Annotated in this window: 13 protein-coding genes; 9 read left to right on the top strand and 4 right to left on the bottom strand. The window is 69.1% G+C overall.

From position 1 onward, the window contains the following. Nucleotides 1–52 precede the first annotated feature (52 nt). Nucleotides 53–1,174 carry a patatin-like phospholipase family protein gene (locus KF871_RS02825; protein WP_291137993.1) on the top strand — a complete coding sequence of 374 codons (1,122 nt, stop codon included), beginning with the start codon at nt 53–55 and terminating at the stop codon, nt 1,172–1,174. 28 nt (nt 1,175–1,202) lie between these two features. On the opposite strand, the gene KF871_RS02820 is transcribed toward KF871_RS02825, so the two are convergent. From KF871_RS02820 to KF871_RS02810, 3 genes are all read right to left on the bottom strand, one after another. Next, nucleotides 1,203–3,695: an ATP-binding protein gene (locus KF871_RS02820; RefSeq protein ID WP_291137990.1), complete on the bottom strand. Its 2,493-nt coding sequence runs from the start codon at nt 3,693–3,695 to the stop codon at nt 1,203–1,205. A gap of 75 nt (nt 3,696–3,770) precedes the next feature. Continuing rightward, nucleotides 3,771–4,451 carry a MarC family protein gene (locus tag KF871_RS02815; RefSeq protein ID WP_291137987.1) on the bottom strand — a complete coding sequence of 227 codons (681 nt, stop codon included), beginning with the start codon at nt 4,449–4,451 and terminating at the stop codon, nt 3,771–3,773. Nucleotides 4,452–4,570: 119 nt separating this feature from the next. Further along, nucleotides 4,571–6,145: a BCCT family transporter gene (locus tag KF871_RS02810; protein WP_291137984.1), complete on the bottom strand. Its 1,575-nt coding sequence runs from the start codon at nt 6,143–6,145 to the stop codon at nt 4,571–4,573. A 362-nt stretch (nt 6,146–6,507) separates the two neighbouring features. On the opposite strand from KF871_RS02810, the gene KF871_RS02805 reads away from it, so the two are divergent. From KF871_RS02805 to KF871_RS02795, 3 genes are all read left to right on the top strand, one after another. Beyond that, complete coding sequence (locus KF871_RS02805; protein ID WP_291137982.1) at nt 6,508–7,062, top strand: peroxiredoxin-like family protein; 555 nt, start codon at nt 6,508–6,510, stop codon at nt 7,060–7,062. Nucleotides 7,063–7,108: 46 nt separating this feature from the next. Further along, on the top strand, nt 7,109–8,191 hold the full coding sequence (locus tag KF871_RS02800) for a calcium/sodium antiporter (RefSeq protein ID WP_291137980.1): 1,083 nt from the start codon (nt 7,109–7,111) through the stop codon (nt 8,189–8,191). Nucleotides 8,192–8,438: 247 nt separating this feature from the next. Beyond that, nucleotides 8,439–8,678 (top strand): SHOCT domain-containing protein, encoded by a 240-nt coding sequence (locus tag KF871_RS02795; RefSeq protein WP_291137979.1) that lies wholly within the window; start codon nt 8,439–8,441, stop codon nt 8,676–8,678. A gap of 19 nt (nt 8,679–8,697) precedes the next feature. Here the strand turns inward: KF871_RS02795 and KF871_RS02790 are convergent, their stop codons facing one another. Further along, nucleotides 8,698–9,216 carry a MarR family winged helix-turn-helix transcriptional regulator gene (locus tag KF871_RS02790; protein WP_291137977.1) on the bottom strand — a complete coding sequence of 173 codons (519 nt, stop codon included), beginning with the start codon at nt 9,214–9,216 and terminating at the stop codon, nt 8,698–8,700. 124 nt (nt 9,217–9,340) lie between these two features. On the opposite strand from KF871_RS02790, the gene KF871_RS02785 reads away from it, so the two are divergent. The 5 genes from KF871_RS02785 to KF871_RS02765 all read left to right on the top strand — a co-directional run bounded on the left by KF871_RS02785 (nt 9,341) and on the right by KF871_RS02765 (nt 16,293). Further along, nucleotides 9,341–10,300, top strand: coding sequence for a tripartite tricarboxylate transporter substrate binding protein (locus KF871_RS02785; protein ID WP_291137975.1), 960 nt, complete (start codon nt 9,341–9,343; stop codon nt 10,298–10,300). Nucleotides 10,301–10,432: 132 nt separating this feature from the next. Beyond that, nucleotides 10,433–11,401, top strand: coding sequence for a tripartite tricarboxylate transporter substrate binding protein (locus tag KF871_RS02780; RefSeq protein WP_291137973.1), 969 nt, complete (start codon nt 10,433–10,435; stop codon nt 11,399–11,401). A gap of 6 nt (nt 11,402–11,407) precedes the next feature. Continuing rightward, complete coding sequence (locus tag KF871_RS02775) at nt 11,408–12,733, top strand: sulfatase-like hydrolase/transferase (RefSeq protein WP_291137971.1); 1,326 nt, start codon at nt 11,408–11,410, stop codon at nt 12,731–12,733. Nucleotides 12,734–12,915: 182 nt separating this feature from the next. Beyond that, entirely contained in the window at nt 12,916–14,598 is a 1,683-nt protein-coding gene (locus tag KF871_RS02770) for a SulP family inorganic anion transporter (RefSeq protein ID WP_291137969.1), read from the top strand. 108 nt (nt 14,599–14,706) lie between these two features. Next, complete coding sequence (locus KF871_RS02765) at nt 14,707–16,293, top strand: methyl-accepting chemotaxis protein (RefSeq protein ID WP_291137967.1); 1,587 nt, start codon at nt 14,707–14,709, stop codon at nt 16,291–16,293. Nucleotides 16,294–16,343: the final 50 nt, after the last annotated feature.

Below are 16,343 nucleotides of genomic sequence, written 5' to 3'. Positions count from 1 at the left end.
CGCTCACCAACTGTCACCCCAGGGGAATTGCTGCAGTGCAACAATACCGCCCATGGCCCGATCCAACCTGCTTCGCCTGGACCTTGCCCTGCAGGGCGGGGGTTCCCACGGCGCCTTCACCTGGGGCGTGCTCGATCGCCTGCTCGAAGACGAGTCGCTGGAGATCGCCGGCATCAGCGGCACCAGCGCCGGCGCCATGAACGCCGTGGCGCTGGCGGCCGGCCTGATGCAGGGCGGGCGTCAGGGCGCACGCGAGACCTTGCAACGCTTCTGGGGCCGGGTCGGTGAGCTCTCACCCTTCGGCGCCGTGCCCACTGCGCCGCTGGCCTGGCTGGACGCCGGCAACCCCTGGCTGGCCCCCTTGCGCGACATGACGCAGTGGCTGGGCACGCAGGTCTCGCCCTACCAGCTCAACCCGCTCAACCTCAACCCGCTGCGCCGCATCCTGCTCGACACCGTCGACTTCGACCGCGTGCGCGGCTGCGACAAGACCCGCTTGTTCATCGCGGCCACGCGTGTGCGCACCGGCGAGCTGCGGGTCTTCGACCAGCACGAGCTCAGCGCCGACGTGGTGCTGGCCTCGGCCTGCCTGCCGCTGTTGTTCCAGGCGGTCGAAATCGAGGGCGAGGCCTACTGGGACGGCGGCTACGCAGGCAACCCCTCGCTGCTGCCGCTGGTGCTCGACAGCCCGGCCGACGACCTGCTGGTGGTGCAGATCAACCCGCGCGAGCGCGCCGAGCTGCCCCGCCAGGCCGGCGACATCCTCGACCGCATCAACGAAGTCACCTTCAACGCCAGCCTGCTGCGCGAGCTGCGCTCTATCGGCACCCTCAAGGAGCTGCTGGCCGCCGAAGGCTGGGCTGCGCGCCAGTTGCGCAACCCGGTGTTTCGCCGCCTGGCCACGCTGCGCTTGCACCGCGTCGACGGGGGTCAGTGGCTGGCCGACCTGGGCGCCACCAGCAAGACCCGCACCGACCCGGCCTTTCTCGATCGCCTGTTCCGCCAGGGTCGCGAAGCGGCCGAGGCCTGGCTCGACCAGCACCGCGGCGACCTGGGCGTTCGCAGCACACTCGACATCGCCCCGACGATGCTGGCCGCTGCGACGGCAGACGCATCGCACCAGCGGCCCAACGGCGCGTCCAGCGCCACCGGCGAAAGCGGCGCGCCGGCCTGAAGCCTGGCTTGCGTGAACCGCCCGCGCGTCACATCGGGTCGACGCGGCGCGGCAGACCCACGCAAAAGCGCGCGCCTCGCCCGACAGACCCCTCGCCGCGCAGCCAGCCATCGTGGCGCTCGACCACGCGCTTGACGGTGGCCAGGCCCACGCCCGTGCCCTCGAAGTCATTGGGCGCGTGCAGCCGCTTGAAGGGTTCGAACAACTGGTGGGCAAACTGCATGTCGAAACCCGCCCCGTTGTCGATCACACAGAACACGTCTTCGTCGCCATCCGTGATCACCCGTTCGATGCGGATCTCGGGGTCGCTGGTGCGCCGGGTGTACTTCCAGGCGTTGCCGATCAGGTTCTGCAGCACCGCGTGCAGCAGGTCGGCGTCGGCCCAGGCGCTCAGGCCATCGTCCACGTGGCAACGCACCGTGCGCGCCGGCTCGTCGGCCTTCAGCTCCGCCAGCAGCGCACGGGCCATGGCGCTCACGTCGACCTGCTCGGGCTTGAGTTCGCCCCGGTTCACGCGCGCCAGCGACAGCATGGCGTCGATGAGCTGGCCCATGCGGTTGGCGGCCTGGCGGATGCGGTCCAGCAGCGCACGCGTGCCGTCGTCGAGCTTGTCTTTCAGGTCATCGGCCAACAGCGCCGCGTAGCCGTTGATGGTGCGCAACGGCGTGCGCAGGTCGTGCGAGGCGCTATAGGCAAAGGCCTCCAGCTCGCGGTTGAGCTGCGACAGTTCGCGCGTGCGCTCGGCCACCCGGTCTTCCAGCTCCTCGTTGAGGCGGCGCAGGCGGTCCTCTGCATCGCGCACCAGCGTAATGTCCTGCACCGTGCCGACGCTGCGGCGCGCTTCACCGCCCACGAACTCGGTGAACCCGGTCTCGCGCACGAACTTCACCCGGCCGTCCGGCATGAGCAGGCGGTGCACCACGTCATGCGGCTTGCGCTGCTCGACGGAGGTGCGGTAGGCACGGTTGACCGCGGCGCGATCATCGGGATGCACGCAGGCAATGAAGGTGGCATACGACGCGGTGGCCACCGACGGGTCGAGCTCGAAGATCCGGAACAGCTCGTCGGACCAGCTCACGTGCTGTGTGCGCAGGTCAAACTCCCAGCTACCCACGCCCGCAATGCGCTGCGCCTCTTTGAGCCGCGCTTCGCTGGCCCGCAGCGCCGATTCGGCCTGGCGCCGCGCCGTGGTGTTGATCAACGCAAACTGCAGCATGGCGCGCCCGCGCAGCTCGAAGCGCGAGAGTTGCACCTCGGCGTCCCACTGCACGCCATCGGGGCGCTGATGCAGCCACTCGAACACCACGGAACCGGTGGCGAGTGCACGTTCGACCCACTGCCGCGCGGCCTCTTCCGAGGGCATGCCGTCGTATTGCACGGGCGCCGACACCTCCAACCCCTTGCGTCCCAACACGTCCTGCCGGCTGGCAAACCCATACAGGCGCGCGGCTGCGTCGTTGCAGTCAACCAGGGTCATGGTCTGCGGGTCCAGCACCACCAACGACACCGGTGAACTGTCGAACAATCGGTAGCGCAGCGCCCTGGCCGTGTCGGCCTGCGCCTGGTCGCGCGCCAGGCGCAACAGCAAGGCGATCAGCAAGGCGCCACCCGCCACGACCAGGAAAGTCAGGCCGGCGGCCAGGTTGCGTGCACGCGTCAGGGCCGGCTGCAGCGGCGCCATCACGTCGTCATCGGCCAAGCCCACGGCCACCACCAGCCCTCCCGTACCAGTGCGCCGCCAGCCGTAGGTGCGCGCCAGGCCGTCGAGCTGTCCGACCACATGAAAGGCGCCCTGCTCCAGCTGCTGGTCGGCCAGAAACGGGCGATCGGGTGGCAGCCGCTGGCCCATGGCGGCCACGTTGTTCTGACTGCGCGCCAGAAACCGCCCGTCGCGCCCCACCAGCGCCACGATGTCGTGGCCCGACAGGCTCAACGTGGCCAGCCGCCGCGCCAGGAAGTCGGTGGACAGCGCCATCTGCAAGGTGCCCGCGAACCGGCCGTTGCGTTCGATGGGCCGCGCCACCAGAACAACCCAGGCGCCCGACAGGCGCGACTGCACGGGCGAGCCCACGAACAGGCGATCCGGCCCCTCGCGCAAGGCGCGGAAGTGCTCCCTGTCGTCGATGCGGGTGGTGCCTTCCTGGCTCAGGCTGTTGAACACCAGCACGCCCTGGGCGTCGGACACCGAGACGTGGCTGGCCAGGGAGTCCGGCAGCACGTCGAGCACATGGTTGACCGTGTCGTCAAAGTGCGCCGGGTCCTGCAACCAGGCGTCGCGCAGGTGGTGCAGCTCCAGGTCGGCCAGGGCCAGCAGGCCATCCATCTGCCCGGCCATGGCATCGGCCAGGTGCACGCTGCGGCGCTCGGCGTCGGTGATGACCTGCTCGCGCAACAAGGCCTGGGTGCGTTGCGCCTGCCACCAGAGCAAGCCCGCCGCCAGCGCGGTCAGGCAAAACACCAGCACCGCCAGCAGCCGCGTGCGCGGACTCGCCCCTGCTTCTTCTTGTCGGCTGGTGTGCATGGGCGCCAGTATGGCGGCCCGCGGGCGGTTGCGGAAGCGGGGTGGACCGCTGCCGGCAGGTGCGCCGTGACGCCCTCAACGCGCGGGCAAACTCAGCAGCAGTTCACGCACCCCGTCCCAGATGATCTGCACGCCCAGGCACAGCAGGATGAAGGCCGTCAGGCGCAGAAAGATGATGGAGCCGGCTTCGCCCAGGGGTTTGAGCAGGTGCTGCGCGTAGCGAAAGCACAGGAACATGATCACGCCGATGGCCACCAGCGCCAGCAGCCCGCCGCCCATGTGCGCCACCGACAGCGCCAGGCGATCGTCGGCCAGCGACACACCGATGGTGATGGCCGCCGAGATGGACCCCGGGCCGCAGCTGACGGGAAAGGTCAGCGGGTAAAACGCCTGGCGCTTGGCCATCTCGGGCGTGAAGGCCTCGGCCAGTTCGGCGCGGCGGTCGTCGGTGTGGTGCGTCACGCTCAGCATGCGCCAGGCCGATGCCGTCAACAGCAGACCGCCGCCGATGCGCACGATGGGCAGCGACAGACCGAAAAAGTCCAGCACGTACGAGCCGACCAGCATGCTCGCGGCCATCAGCACCACCATGTTGCGCGCGATGCGCCGCGCCAGCATGGCGCGCGTGTCCTTAGACGCGCCTTCCGTGAGGCCGAGAAAGATCGGCGCGGTGGCGGCCGGGTTGAGGATGGGCAACAGCGCCGCGAAAGCGATGAGGAAGCTCTTGCCAGCGGCCAGTGCGAGGTCGAGGGTCATGGTGGCGTTGGGCGTTGGGCGTTGGGCGTTGGGCGTTGGGCGTTGGGCGTTGGGCGCGAGGGTGCCGCGAGTCTGGCCGCTCAACCCTCAACGCTCAACGCAGAACAGACCATGGGTGGTCAGCGTTCGGCACTTTGCGCGCCGGTCAGTGCCCCATGGCCATGGCCTGTCGGTGCGTCGCCTTGCGTCAGGGTGCGCATGCGTCGTCGCACGGCGCGCTCCTGTCGCTGCTCTTCGTTCCAGTCCTCGCGCACGCCGCGCCACAGCGCCACGGCCATCAGCACGATCACCACGGTGAAAGGCAGCGCAAACACGATGGTGGCGGTCTGCACTGCCTTGAGGCCGCCGGCCAGCAGCAGCGAGATGGCGATGCCGGCCACCAGCACACCCCAGACGATCTTCACGCGCGGCGGCGGGTTCTGATTGCCCTGCGTGCTCATCATGCCCAGCACCAGCACGGCCGAATCGCCCGAGGTGACGAAGAACACCAGCACCAGCACTGTGGCCACGCCGGCGAGCAAGGCGCTCATGGGCAACACGTCGAACAGGGCAAACAGCGCCGTCGACACATCGGCCGACACCGCCTCGGCGATCGGCACATTGCGCATGATTTCCAGGTTGAGCGCCGTACCCCCGAACACCGAGAACCAGACGAAGGCCGCCAGCGTGGGCGCCAGCACCGTGCCGACGATGAACTCGCGAATGCTGCGACCGCGCGACACGCGCGCAATGAACAGGCCCACGAAGGGCGACCAGCTCACCCACCAGGCCCAGTAGAAGACCGTCCAGCCACCCACCCAGCCGCTGTCGCGGAACGGCGTCATGCGCAGACTCATGCGCACGAACTCGCTGGCGTAGTTACCCAGCGTGGTGGTGAAGGTGTCGATGATCGCCACCGTCGGGCCGAGCACAAACACCGCCAGCGCCAGCAGGGCCGCTACGATCAGGTTGAAGGTCGAGAGCCACTTGATGCCGCGCGCCACGCCGGTGATGGCCGAAGCCAGGAACAACACCGTCGTCACCACGATGATCGCGACCTGCGAGGCCTCGCCCACCGGTACGCCTGCCACCGCGGCCAGGCCACTGTTGATCTGCAGCGCGCCCATGCCAAGCGAGGCGGCCACGCCGAACGCGGTGGCGATGACCGCCAGCACATTGACCATGGGTGCCAGGCCCTTGGCAAAGCGCCAGGGCAGCGACTGCACCGCCGTGCTCACCAGGGCCGAGCCGCCCTTGCGGAACTGGAAGAAGGCAATGGCCAGGGCCACCACGCTGTACACCGCCCAGGGGTGCAGGCCCCAGTGAAAGAAGCTGTAGCGCATGGCCGCGTGCGCCGCCTCGGGTGTGTGTGGGGCAATGCCGGGGGGCGGCGCGCCGTAGTGCGAGATCGGCTCGGCCACACCCCAGAACACCAGGCCGATACCCATGCCGGCGGCAAACAGCATGGCGAACCAGGCGCCCAGCGAGAACTCGGGCTCTTCGTCTTCGCCGCCGAGCTTGAGGTCGCCATAGCGGCTGACGGCCAGCACCAGCGCCATCACCACCAGGCCCAGCACCACCCACAGGTAGAACCAGCCAAAGTCTCGCGTGATGACCGACAGCGCGGTGTCAAAGGCCGAGCCCAGCGAGGCCGGTGCAATGACCCCCCAGAGCACGATGGCCAGGATCAACCCGGCCGAGATCATGAGTTCCATGCGTTCTTCTCCTCCAGTGCGACGGCTTCGCCAATGCGCTGCCGACGCGTGAGCGCGAGGACGACAGGTGAGGCAGTGCGAAGCGTCGGGGACGATGAAAGCCGGTGGCGGCACGGCCCGATGTGGCGAACGCAACCGGGTGCAGCGCCGACTCAGGGGATCGGCACGGTTGTCGCCAGCAAGGGCCGGCGAAATGGTTGCGCGCGCAACGACCACCGGGGCAGCCCTGCATTATCGGCGCCTGCGCTGCAGCGTGGCGGACCAATTGCCCTGCGGCAGGTGGGCCCAAATCTGCAAGGCAAGCCGCGCCAGCGCGAGCGGCCTACAGTGCGCGCCTTCACAGGCCACCCACGGAGACCCCCATGACCCCCAGCGTCCTGATGCCGCGCCAGCCAGTGCCCCCGCTGCAACTGCCCACGCTTGCGCACGGCGACTTCGACCTGATGCAATCGGTGCCCGAGCGCTTCACCCTGGTGGTGTTCTACCGCGGCCTGCACTGTCCCATCTGCCACAAGTACCTGCTCGAACTCGGTCGCCTGTTGCCCGACTTCGTGCAACGCGGCGTGCGCGTGGTCGCCGTCTCCAGCGACACCGCCGAGCGCGCGCAAGGCATGGCCGACAAGGTGCGCGCCCCCGACCTGCCGTTTGCGCACAGCCTGCCGCTGAGCCTGGCGCGCCAATGGGGCCTGTACATCAGCACCTCGCGCGGCACCACCTCGATCGGCATCGAGGAGCCCGCCTTGTTCTCGGAGCCGGCGGTCTATCTGGTGCGACCGGACGGCACGCTGTACTACGGCGCCGTGCAGACCATGCCGTTCGCACGCCCGCACTTCGACGAGCTGCTGGCCGCGGTGGACTTCGCCATCGCCAAGGACTACCCCGCACGCGGCGAATACGACCAGGCCGTGCCGGCCTGAGTCCGCCTGCGCCGCCCTGTCATGCGGGCGCGCGATACTGCGCCCCATGACCAACCTGTTGATCTTCGCGGCCGGCATCGCGGGGCTGATAGCGGGCGCCGAGCTGCTGGTGCGCGGCGCCTCGAAGCTGGCGCTTTCCTTTGGCCTGTCGCCACTGGTGGTGGGCCTGACCATCGTCGCCTTCGGCACCAGTGCGCCCGAGCTGGCGGTCTCGGTCGGCGCGGTGGCCAGCGGCCAGACCGACATCGCCATCGGCAACGTGGTCGGCTCCAACGTGCTCAACGTGCTGCTGATCCTGGGCGTGTCGGCCGTGATCACGCCACTGGCGGTCAACGTGCAGCTGATCCGCCAGGAAGCGCCCATCATGATCGGCGCGGCCGTGCTGCTGCTGGTGTTCGCCATCGATGGCACCGTCCGCTGGTACGAAGCCGCGGTGCTGTGCGCGGGTATGGTGGCCTACACCGTCTTTCTCATCGTGCAGTCGCGCCGCGCCGGTAGCGGCGCCGGTGGCAGTTACGACACCGGCGTGGCCCCAGCGAAAACCGGCGCCTGGGATGCACGCTGGTGGGTGCAGTTGCTGCTGATCGCCGCTGGCATGGCCCTGCTGGTGGGCGGCGCACAGGCGCTGGTGCACGCCGCCGTGGCCTTCGCGCAAATGCTGGGGCAGTCCGACGTGGTGATCGGCCTCACCGTGGTGGCGCTGGGCACCTCCATGCCCGAGATCGCCACCTCGCTGATGGCCGCTTTCAAGGGCGAGCGCGACATGGCCGTGGGCAACGTGGTCGGCAGCAACACGTTCAACATCCTGGGCTGTATCGGCATCTCGGGCCTGGTGGCCGGCAGCCAGGGTCTGCAGGTTCCAGCGCCGGTGCTGCACTTCGACCTGTGGGTGATGGTAGCGGTGTCGCTGGCCTGCCTGCCGGTGTTCATCAGCGGCCGGGAGATCGCGCGCTGGGAAGGTGCCGTGTTCGTCGGCTACTACCTCGCCTACACCACCTACCTGGTGCTGGCGGCCCAGCACCACGCGGCAGCGCTGAGCGCGTTCTCCACCGTGATGCTCAGCTTCGTCGTGCCACTGACGGTGGTGACGATGGTGGTGGTGATGGTGCGGGGCAGCGGCAAACGCTGAAGTGACCGTCCACCCCAGATCGGCTGCCCGGCCAACCCAGGGCAGCGACGAAGATCCAGGCGCACGTCCGGCATTCAGGCCGTGAGGCGCATCTGCACAGGCACCGGGGCACAGCCCTCGCTTGATCCAGGTCAACACACCGACAAGCGACCGACCTAGCATGCTTCGGTCGCTCACGCCTCACACCACGCAGGTGGGCAGGGCGTGACAGTGACCGACAGCTGCCCTTGCAGCAAAGGAGTCGGCAATGTTCTACGACCACGGCTACATGGCCGGCATGCACCTGGGTTGGTGGCTCGTCTGGCTGGTCATCGGTGTGGGGGTGTTCCTGGTCTTGCGCAACAGCGGCACGTCGCGTGACGCGTCACAAGGTCCGACCCCGCCCGACACCCCGATGGACATCCTGAAACGCCGCCTGGCCAGCGGCGACATCACACCCGAAGAATTCGAGCAACGCGCGGCGCTGCTGCGCAAGCACCCGGTCTGAGGGGCCGGCCCCGGCGAGCTCAGGGCTCGTCGTCCGGGTTGTCGCGCGCCAGCGGCGGCGCGCCGGCCAGCATCCGGTCGGCCGTGGCCTGGATCCGCGCCACGGCGCGGTCGAGAACGGCGCGCTCTTCGGCGCTGAGCTCGGCCACCAGTTCGCGGTTGATGGCCGCGATGCGTGGGAACACGTCGTCATGCACCGCGCGGCCGCGTTCGCTCAGAAAGATGTGCACCTCGCGCCGGTCGCTGGGTTTGGGGCGTCGCTCGATGAGTTGCTTGTCGGCCAGCGCGGTCAGCGTGCGCGAGGTGCGCGCGCGGTCGAGCATGGCGCGCTCGGCCAGTTCGGACGACGGCACGCCTTCGTTCTCGGCCAGGAAGGACAGCACGCGCCATTCGCGCCGCGTGATGCCGTGGCGCTCGTCGCACATCTGCACCACCTTGCGCCCCGCCGTGACGTGGATGCGGTAGAGCCGGTAGAGCAGGAACTCGGCCTGGTGATCGGGGTGGGCGAGGGTGTCGGCCGCGGCGCGGTCCATGGGCATGCGGGTAAACCCCTGCAATGGTTGATTTCTGCAATCGATTGTGACTGCCTAGGATGGCCGGCTCCAGCGGGGAAACACCCGCGTTGATCCACCCATCGCCACCCATTCGCGAGGAGACACACACATGACCCCCATCCGCCGTGCCCTGCTGGCCAGCGCCCTGCTGGCAACCATCGCCACCGGCGCCATTGCGCAAGACAAGATCCCGCTCAAGATCGTCGTGGGCTTTCCGCCCGGGGGGTCGGCCGACACGCTGGCGCGCCTGATCGGCGAGAACCTGCACAACCAGTACGACCCGGTGATCGTGGAGAACCGCCCCGGTGCGGGCGGTCGCATCGCGCTGGGCCAGGTCAAGCGCTCGGCCCCCGACGGGCAGACGGTGATCATTCTGCCCAGCGGGCCGATGGTGCTGTTCCCCCATGTCTACAAGAAGCTCGACTACGACGCGGTGAAGGACTTCACCCCGGTCTCGCTGATCGCCAAGTTCCAGTTCGGCGTGGTCGCGGGCCCCGCCAGCAAGGCCACCAAGCTGACCGACATGATCAACAACGCCAAGGCGCAACCGGGCGTGTCGTCGTACGGCACGCCGGGCCTGGGCACGCTGCCGCACTTCATGGGTGTGCTGTTCGAGCAGCAGGTGGGTGCCAAGCTCAACCACGTGCCCTTCCAGGGTGGTGGCCCCGCCAACACCGCGCTGCTGGGCGGGCACATCGACTACAAGTTCGACGTGGTCTCCGAGACCGCCGAGTTCCACCGCGCGGGCAAGGTGCGCATCCTGGCCGTGACCGGCGAGCAGCGCGACCCGCAGGTGCCCGAGGTGCCCACGCTCAAGGAGAGCGGCATCGACATGGTGGCCACCGCCTGGTTCGCCATGTACGGCCCGGCCGGCATGGCGCCCGCCACGCGCGACCGGCTGCAGCAGGCCGTCAGCGCCGCCGTCAAATCGCCCGCCCTGGCCGAGCGCCTCAAGGGCCTGGGCTACGAAGCCGTGGGCTCGACCTCGGCCGAACTCGCCGCGGCCCAGGCTGCCGACCTCAAACGCTGGGAAGCCCCGATCAAGGCCACCGGCATCCAGCTTGACTGAGATGACGAATGACGAAGGACGAATGACTTCGCTGCCGCTTCAATGACTGCGTCTCCGGTCATTCGTCATCCCGGGCAAAGCCCAAGTCATTCGTCATCGCACCACTGACCACCGCACCCGAAAGGAACTCACATGACCACTCGCCGCCGCGCCCTGCTGGGCATCTGCCTGGCCGCCACACTCACCACCCCCGCCCTGCACGCCCAGGGCAACTGGCCCACGCAAGCGGTTCGCTTCGTCAACAACTTCCCCGCCGGTGGTCCGTCCGACACGCTGGCGCGCTCGGTGGCCAATGTGCTGCAGGGCACGCTCAAGCAGAGCTTCGTGGTCGAGAACAAGCCCGGCGCGGCCGGCAACATCGGCGCGGCCGAGGTCGCCAAGGCCGCGCCCGATGGCTACACGGTGATGTTCGGCATCGACTCGACCTTCACCATCAACCCGCACCTGTACGCCAACCAGGGCTTCAAGGTGGGCGACATGAAGCCGGTGATCATCATGGCCTCGTCGGGCCTGCTGATCGGCGTGCACCCCTCCACCGGGCTCAAGACCCTGCCGCAACTGGTGGAGCAGAGCAAGACCAAGGCCTTCAACTTCAGCTCTGCCGGCAGCGGCAGCCCGGGCCACCTGGCGATCGAGCTGTTCAACGAGGCGACCAAGCACAAGCTCAACCACATCCCCTACCGCGGCAATACGCCGGCCGTGACCGCGGTGCTGGCCGGTGAGGTGGACGGCGGCACGCTGGCCACGCCGGGCATGCTGCCGCACGTCAAGGCCGGCAAGATCCAGGCCCTGGCCGTCACCAGCCGCCAACGCTCCAAGCTCGCGCCCGATCTGCCCACCGTCGGCGAGGTCGGCCTCAAAGACCTGGAGCAAGAGGTGCTGTACCTGGTGATGGCGCCCGCCGCCACGCCCGACGCGGTGGTGCAGACCATGGCCAAGGCCATTGCCGACGCGCTGCACGTGCCCGAGGTGCAGGCCCGCATGGCCAGCCTCGACCTGTTCTACGAAGGCCTGAGCGGTGCCGACGCCGCCAAGCGTCTGGACGACCTGCGCAACCGCTATGGCGCGCTGGTCAAAGCCACCGGGATGAAAGTCGAGTAAGAAGGCATGACCCGACCCAACATCGTCTACATCGTCTGCGACGACCTGGGCTACGCCGACCTGGGTTGCTACGGCGGACGCGAGGCCGGCTTCGGCCGCGTCTCGCCGCACATCGACGCGCTGGCCGAGGGTGGCCTGAAGTTCAACGAAGGCTATTCCAACTCGCCGGTGTGCTCGCCCACGCGCTTTGCGCTGATGACCATGCGCTACCAGTACCGGCTGCGCGGCGCGGCCGAGGAGCCCATCAACAGCAAGGCACGCCACAGCCAGACCCTGGGCCTGCCACCCGAGCAACCCACCCTGCCCTCGCTGTTGCGCGATGCGGGCTACCGCACCGCACTCATCGGCAAGTGGCACCTGGGCTACCCACCGGCCTTCGGGCCGCTGCGCTCGGGCTATGAAGAGTTCTTCGGCCCCATGGCGGGCGGGGTGGACTATTTCACCCACTGTTCCAGCACCGGCGACCACGACCTGTGGTTCGGCGAAGAAGAGAAGCCCGAGGTCGGCTACCTCACCGATCTGCTGAGCCATCGCGCGGTCGACTACGTGGACCGCATGGCCGACGGCGCCAGGGCAGGCACGCCCTTCATGCTCAGCCTGCACTACACCGCGCCGCACTGGCCCTGGGAGACGCGCGACGACGCGCACGTGGCGCCCGAGGTGGCGAAGAACCTGTTCCACCTCGACGGCGGCAACATCGAGAGCTACCGCCGCATGATCCACCACATGGACGAGGGCATCGGCTGGATCATGGCGGCGCTCAAGCGCCATGGCCTGGCCGAGAACACCATCGTGGTCTTCACCAGCGACAACGGTGGCGAGCGCTTCTCGGACAACTGGCCGCTGGTGGGCGGCAAGATGGACCTCACCGAAGGCGGCATCCGCGTGCCCTGGATCGTGCACTGGCCCGCACAGGTGCCGGCCGGCACCACCACCGCGCAGCACGGCATGAGCATGGACTTCTCGCGCACGCTGCTCGACGCCGCTGGTGTGGCGCCCGCGGCCTCGCACGCGCCCGACGGCGTGTCGCTGCTGCCGGTGTGGCGCCAGCCCGAGGCCACCTTCGCGCGCCCCATGCACTGGCGCATGAACCACCGCGGCCAGCGCGCCCTGCGCGACGGCGACTGGAAGTACCTGCGCGTGGACGGCCACGACTACCTGTTCAACATTGCGCAGGACGCGCGCGAGCGCGCCAACCGCGCCAAACGCGAGCCCGAGCGCCTGACCTCGCTGCGCGCGCAATGGGAAGCCTGGCACGCCACCATGCCCCCCATCCCCGACGACGCCACCGTGAGCCTGGGTTACTCGTACCAGGACATGCCGCAGCGCTGAGGCCCGTTGGGCGTTGGGCGTTGGGCGTTGGGCGTTGGGCGTTGGGCGTTGGGCGTTGGGCGTTGGGCGGTAGGGTGCCTTGAGCGTGGCCGCTCCACCCTCAACGCAAAACGGCTCGCGACCGCGTTACGCTCGCGGCTTCCCCCCTCGCCCAACGCCAAACCCCCAACGCACAACCTCGAATGTGGCCCCGCCTCTTCCCTTTTCTGCGATGGCCGCGCGCTGACGCGGCCTTGCTGCGTGGCGAGGCGCTCGCCGGTCTGACGGTTGGCCTGATGGTGATCCCGCAGGGCGTGGCCTACGCCGCGCTGGCGGGCATGCCGCTGCAGACCGGCATCTATGCGGCCATGCTGCCGGCCATCGTGGCGGTGCTGTTTTCGGCCTCGCCGCGTCTGTCGGTGGGTCCCACGGCCCTCACCTGCCTGCTGGTCAGCGCCTCGCTCACGCCGCTGGCCACGCCCGGCAGCGCCGAATGGGTGCAGCTGGCGGTGTGGCTGGCGGTGCTCTCGGGCCTGTTGCAGGTGCTGCTGGGCGCGGTGCGCTACGGCTGGCTGCTCAACCTCGTCAACTCGCCGGTGCTGATGGCCTTCACGCAGGCGGCGGCGGTGCTCATCATCGGCTCGCAGCTGCCGGCGCTGCTGGGCTTCGTGGATCGCGAGGCGCTGCAGACCCTGCAAGGCTGGCAGTGGCGCGAAGCGGCCTTTGGCCTGGGCGCGCTGGTGGCGCTGGCGGCGGCGCGGCGCATCCGCCCGGGCTTTCCGTCGGTGCTGGTGCTGGTGCTGGCCAGCGCCGGGCTGGCCCGCTTGAGCGGCTTTGAGGCCGCCGGCGGCGCCGTGATCGGGCACCTGCCGCACGGCCTGCCCATGCCCTACTGGCCGGGCTGGCCCGGCTGGGAGCGCCTGAGCGCGTTGCTGTTGCCCACGCTGATGATCACGCTGGTGAGTTTTCTGGAGACCGCCAGCAGCGCCAAGGTGGACAACGGCCAGCGCGGCCAGCGCTGGGATCAGGACCAGGACCTCATCGGCCAGGGCCTGGCCAAGATCGCCTCGGGTCTGAGCGGTGCCATGCCGACCAGTTCGTCCTTCTCGCGCTCGGCGCTCAACCTGTACGCGGGTGCGCGCACCGGCTGGGCCACGGTGTTCTCGGCGGTGGTGGTGCTGCTGGCGCTGCTGGTGGCCATGCCCATGCTGTACCACGTGCCACTGGCCGTGCTGGCGGCCATCGTGGTGCTGCCGGTGTGGGGCTTGCTCAAGCCGCGGGCCTTCACCCACCTGTGGCGGCTGTCGCGGGTGGAAGCCACCATTGCCGGCATCACCGCGGCCATCACGCTGCTGGCCGCACCGCGCCTGTACTGGGGCGTGCTGGCCGGTGTGGTGATGGCCTTGAGCCACTTCCTGTACCTGCGGCTGCACCCGCGCATCATCGAGGTCGGCCTGCACGCCGACGGCAGCCTGCGCGACCGCCACCTGTGGGCGCTGCCGCCGCTGGCGCCGCAACTGTTCGCCCTGCGCATGGACGCGGCGCTGGACTTCGCCACCGCCACCGGCTTCGAGCGCGCCATCGCCGACCACATGCAGGCCAGCCCGGACACCCTGCACGTGATGCTGATCGCCCACCCCATCAACTGGATCGACGCCACCGGCGCTGAAGCCTTTGGCCGCGTGCGCGAGCAGCTCGACGACCGCCGGGTGCACCTGCACCTCGTCGGCATCAAGCTCCCCGTGGAAACCCTGCTCCGCCAGGCGGGTCACCTGTATGAAAGTGAGCGCCTGCACCTCTACCGCACCGAGGCAGAAGCACTGCAAGCCATCCGCCAGGGGGCCTGCGCCGAGCTGCCCGCGGACCTGACCAGCGCGGCCATTTGAGGCCCGTCGGGCAGGTCCACCGCCCCGGACGGCTCAAGTCCGACCCCTGAACGGCCGAAAGCGACAGGACCCGCCCCACCCCGGAGGGCGGCTTCTCCTTTCGCACCGATGAAGCTCAACCGATTCAGCATCCGCGCCCGCATCACCGCCGGGTTGGCCCTGATCCTGGTGCTGGCCGTGCTCGGCACCGCCCAGGCCCTTTGGCAGAACAAGACCATCAAGTACGAAACCGCCGAAGTGGCGGATTCCTGGATCCCCGCGATCGAGAACCTGGGCGTCATGAAGGACAGCCTGTCGGCCCACTACCTGCTGGTGAGCGACTTCGTGACCGGCCGCATCCAGGGCGCCGACACCGCCAGGGCCCAGCTTGACGTGATTGAGAAACGCCTGGCCAAGGCCACCGCCATCTACGCCGCCACGCTGGAGACCTACGAAGCCGACGACCCGCAAGGTCCGATCGAGAAGGCCTTGTACGCCGACTACCAGGCCAAGCGCGACAAGTGGTTCGCCGCCGCCCAGCAGGGCATCGAAGGCGCGGACCCCTCGCTGGCCGACGAGCAGATCGAACTCGCCCGCAGCCTGTACGACGACGTCGGCCCCGCCGCGTTTCGCCAGTCACTGACCGCCATGCAGGCCATCCTGGCCTTCAACCTCGAAGGCACCGCCGCGGCCGCACGCAAGGCCGAGCACCTGGTGCAAAACGCCGAGCGTGCCCTGGTGGTGGCCGTGGGCGTGGTGCTGCTCGTCGGCATTGCGCTGGTGATCTGGATTCCGCGCAGCGTGACGCGCCCGGTGCGCGAGGCCGTGGGCATTGCCCAGGCCATTGCCGGTGGCGACCTCACTCGCGAGGTGAAAGCCGATGGTCGCGACGAACTGGCCGAGTTGCTCAAGGCACTGGGCCACATGCAGGGCCAGCTCAGCAGCCTGGTCTCGCGCGTGCGCGAAGGCTCGCAGAACGTGGCCGCGGCCAGCGCCGAGATCGCCGGCGGCAACCAGGACCTGTCGGCGCGCACCGAGCGCCAGGCCAGCGCCCTGCAAGAGACAGCGGCCAGCATGCAGCAGCTGGGCGCCACGGTCGGCGGCAATGCACAAGCCGCCCAGGAGGCCAGTAGCCTGGCCGAGCACGCCAGTGGCGTGGCCCGCGACGGCGGTGCGCTGATGGGCCAGGTGGTCAGCACCATGCGCGACATCCAGGGCAGCAGCCAGAAGATCGCCGACATCATCGGCGTCATCGACGGCATCGCCTTCCAGACCAACATCCTCGCGCTCAACGCCGCGGTGGAAGCCGCACGCGCCGGCGAGCAAGGCCGCGGCTTTGCGGTGGTGGCCAGCGAGGTGCGCAACCTGGCGCAGCGCAGTGCCGAAGCCGCCAAAGAGATCAAGGGCCTCATCGACGCCAGCGTGTCCCGCGTGGACGAAGGCAGTGCGCTGGTGGACCGCGCCGGTCAGACCATGAGCGGCGTGGTGGAGGCGATCGAGCGCGTGACCCACACCGTGACCCGCATCAGCGGCGCCAGCCAGGAGCAGGCCAGCGGCGTGCAGCAGGTCACCGCGGCGGTGGGCCAGATCGATGAGGGCACGCAGCAGAACGCGGCCCTGGTGGAAGAGATGGCCGCCGCCGCCGCCAGCCTGAAAACGCAGGCGGGCGAACTGGTGGGCCTGGTGTCGACCTTCCAGATCCGGGAACCCGCCTGATCGAGGCCTGACCCCAGAGCGGGACCTATGTCACGGTTGGCGCACACACC

The organism is Hydrogenophaga sp. (genome assembly GCF_019635465.1).
Lineage (GTDB): Bacteria > Pseudomonadota > Gammaproteobacteria > Burkholderiales > Burkholderiaceae_C > Hydrogenophaga.
The sequence above is the reverse complement of the archived record's forward strand: the minus strand, read 5'-3'. Positions and strand labels throughout refer to the sequence as shown.

Excerpts from the sequence above, each read along its gene's own strand:
- KF871_RS02825 (WP_291137993.1), top strand. The coding sequence starts at position 53 with ATGGCCCGATCCAACCTGCTTCGCCTGGACCTTGCCCTGCAGGGCGGG.
- KF871_RS02820 (WP_291137990.1), bottom strand. The coding sequence starts at position 3,695 with ATGCACACCAGCCGACAAGAAGAAGCAGGGGCGAGTCCGCGCACGCGG.
- KF871_RS02815 (WP_291137987.1), bottom strand. The coding sequence starts at position 4,451 with ATGACCCTCGACCTCGCACTGGCCGCTGGCAAGAGCTTCCTCATCGCT.
- KF871_RS02810 (WP_291137984.1), bottom strand. The coding sequence starts at position 6,145 with ATGGAACTCATGATCTCGGCCGGGTTGATCCTGGCCATCGTGCTCTGG.
- KF871_RS02805 (WP_291137982.1), top strand. The coding sequence starts at position 6,508 with ATGACCCCCAGCGTCCTGATGCCGCGCCAGCCAGTGCCCCCGCTGCAA.
- KF871_RS02800 (WP_291137980.1), top strand. The coding sequence starts at position 7,109 with ATGACCAACCTGTTGATCTTCGCGGCCGGCATCGCGGGGCTGATAGCG.
- KF871_RS02795 (WP_291137979.1), top strand. The coding sequence starts at position 8,439 with ATGTTCTACGACCACGGCTACATGGCCGGCATGCACCTGGGTTGGTGG.
- KF871_RS02790 (WP_291137977.1), bottom strand. The coding sequence starts at position 9,216 with ATGCCCATGGACCGCGCCGCGGCCGACACCCTCGCCCACCCCGATCAC.
- KF871_RS02785 (WP_291137975.1), top strand. The coding sequence starts at position 9,341 with ATGACCCCCATCCGCCGTGCCCTGCTGGCCAGCGCCCTGCTGGCAACC.
- KF871_RS02780 (WP_291137973.1), top strand. The coding sequence starts at position 10,433 with ATGACCACTCGCCGCCGCGCCCTGCTGGGCATCTGCCTGGCCGCCACA.
- KF871_RS02775 (WP_291137971.1), top strand. The coding sequence starts at position 11,408 with ATGACCCGACCCAACATCGTCTACATCGTCTGCGACGACCTGGGCTAC.
- KF871_RS02770 (WP_291137969.1), top strand. The coding sequence starts at position 12,916 with ATGTGGCCCCGCCTCTTCCCTTTTCTGCGATGGCCGCGCGCTGACGCG.
- KF871_RS02765 (WP_291137967.1), top strand. The coding sequence starts at position 14,707 with ATGAAGCTCAACCGATTCAGCATCCGCGCCCGCATCACCGCCGGGTTG.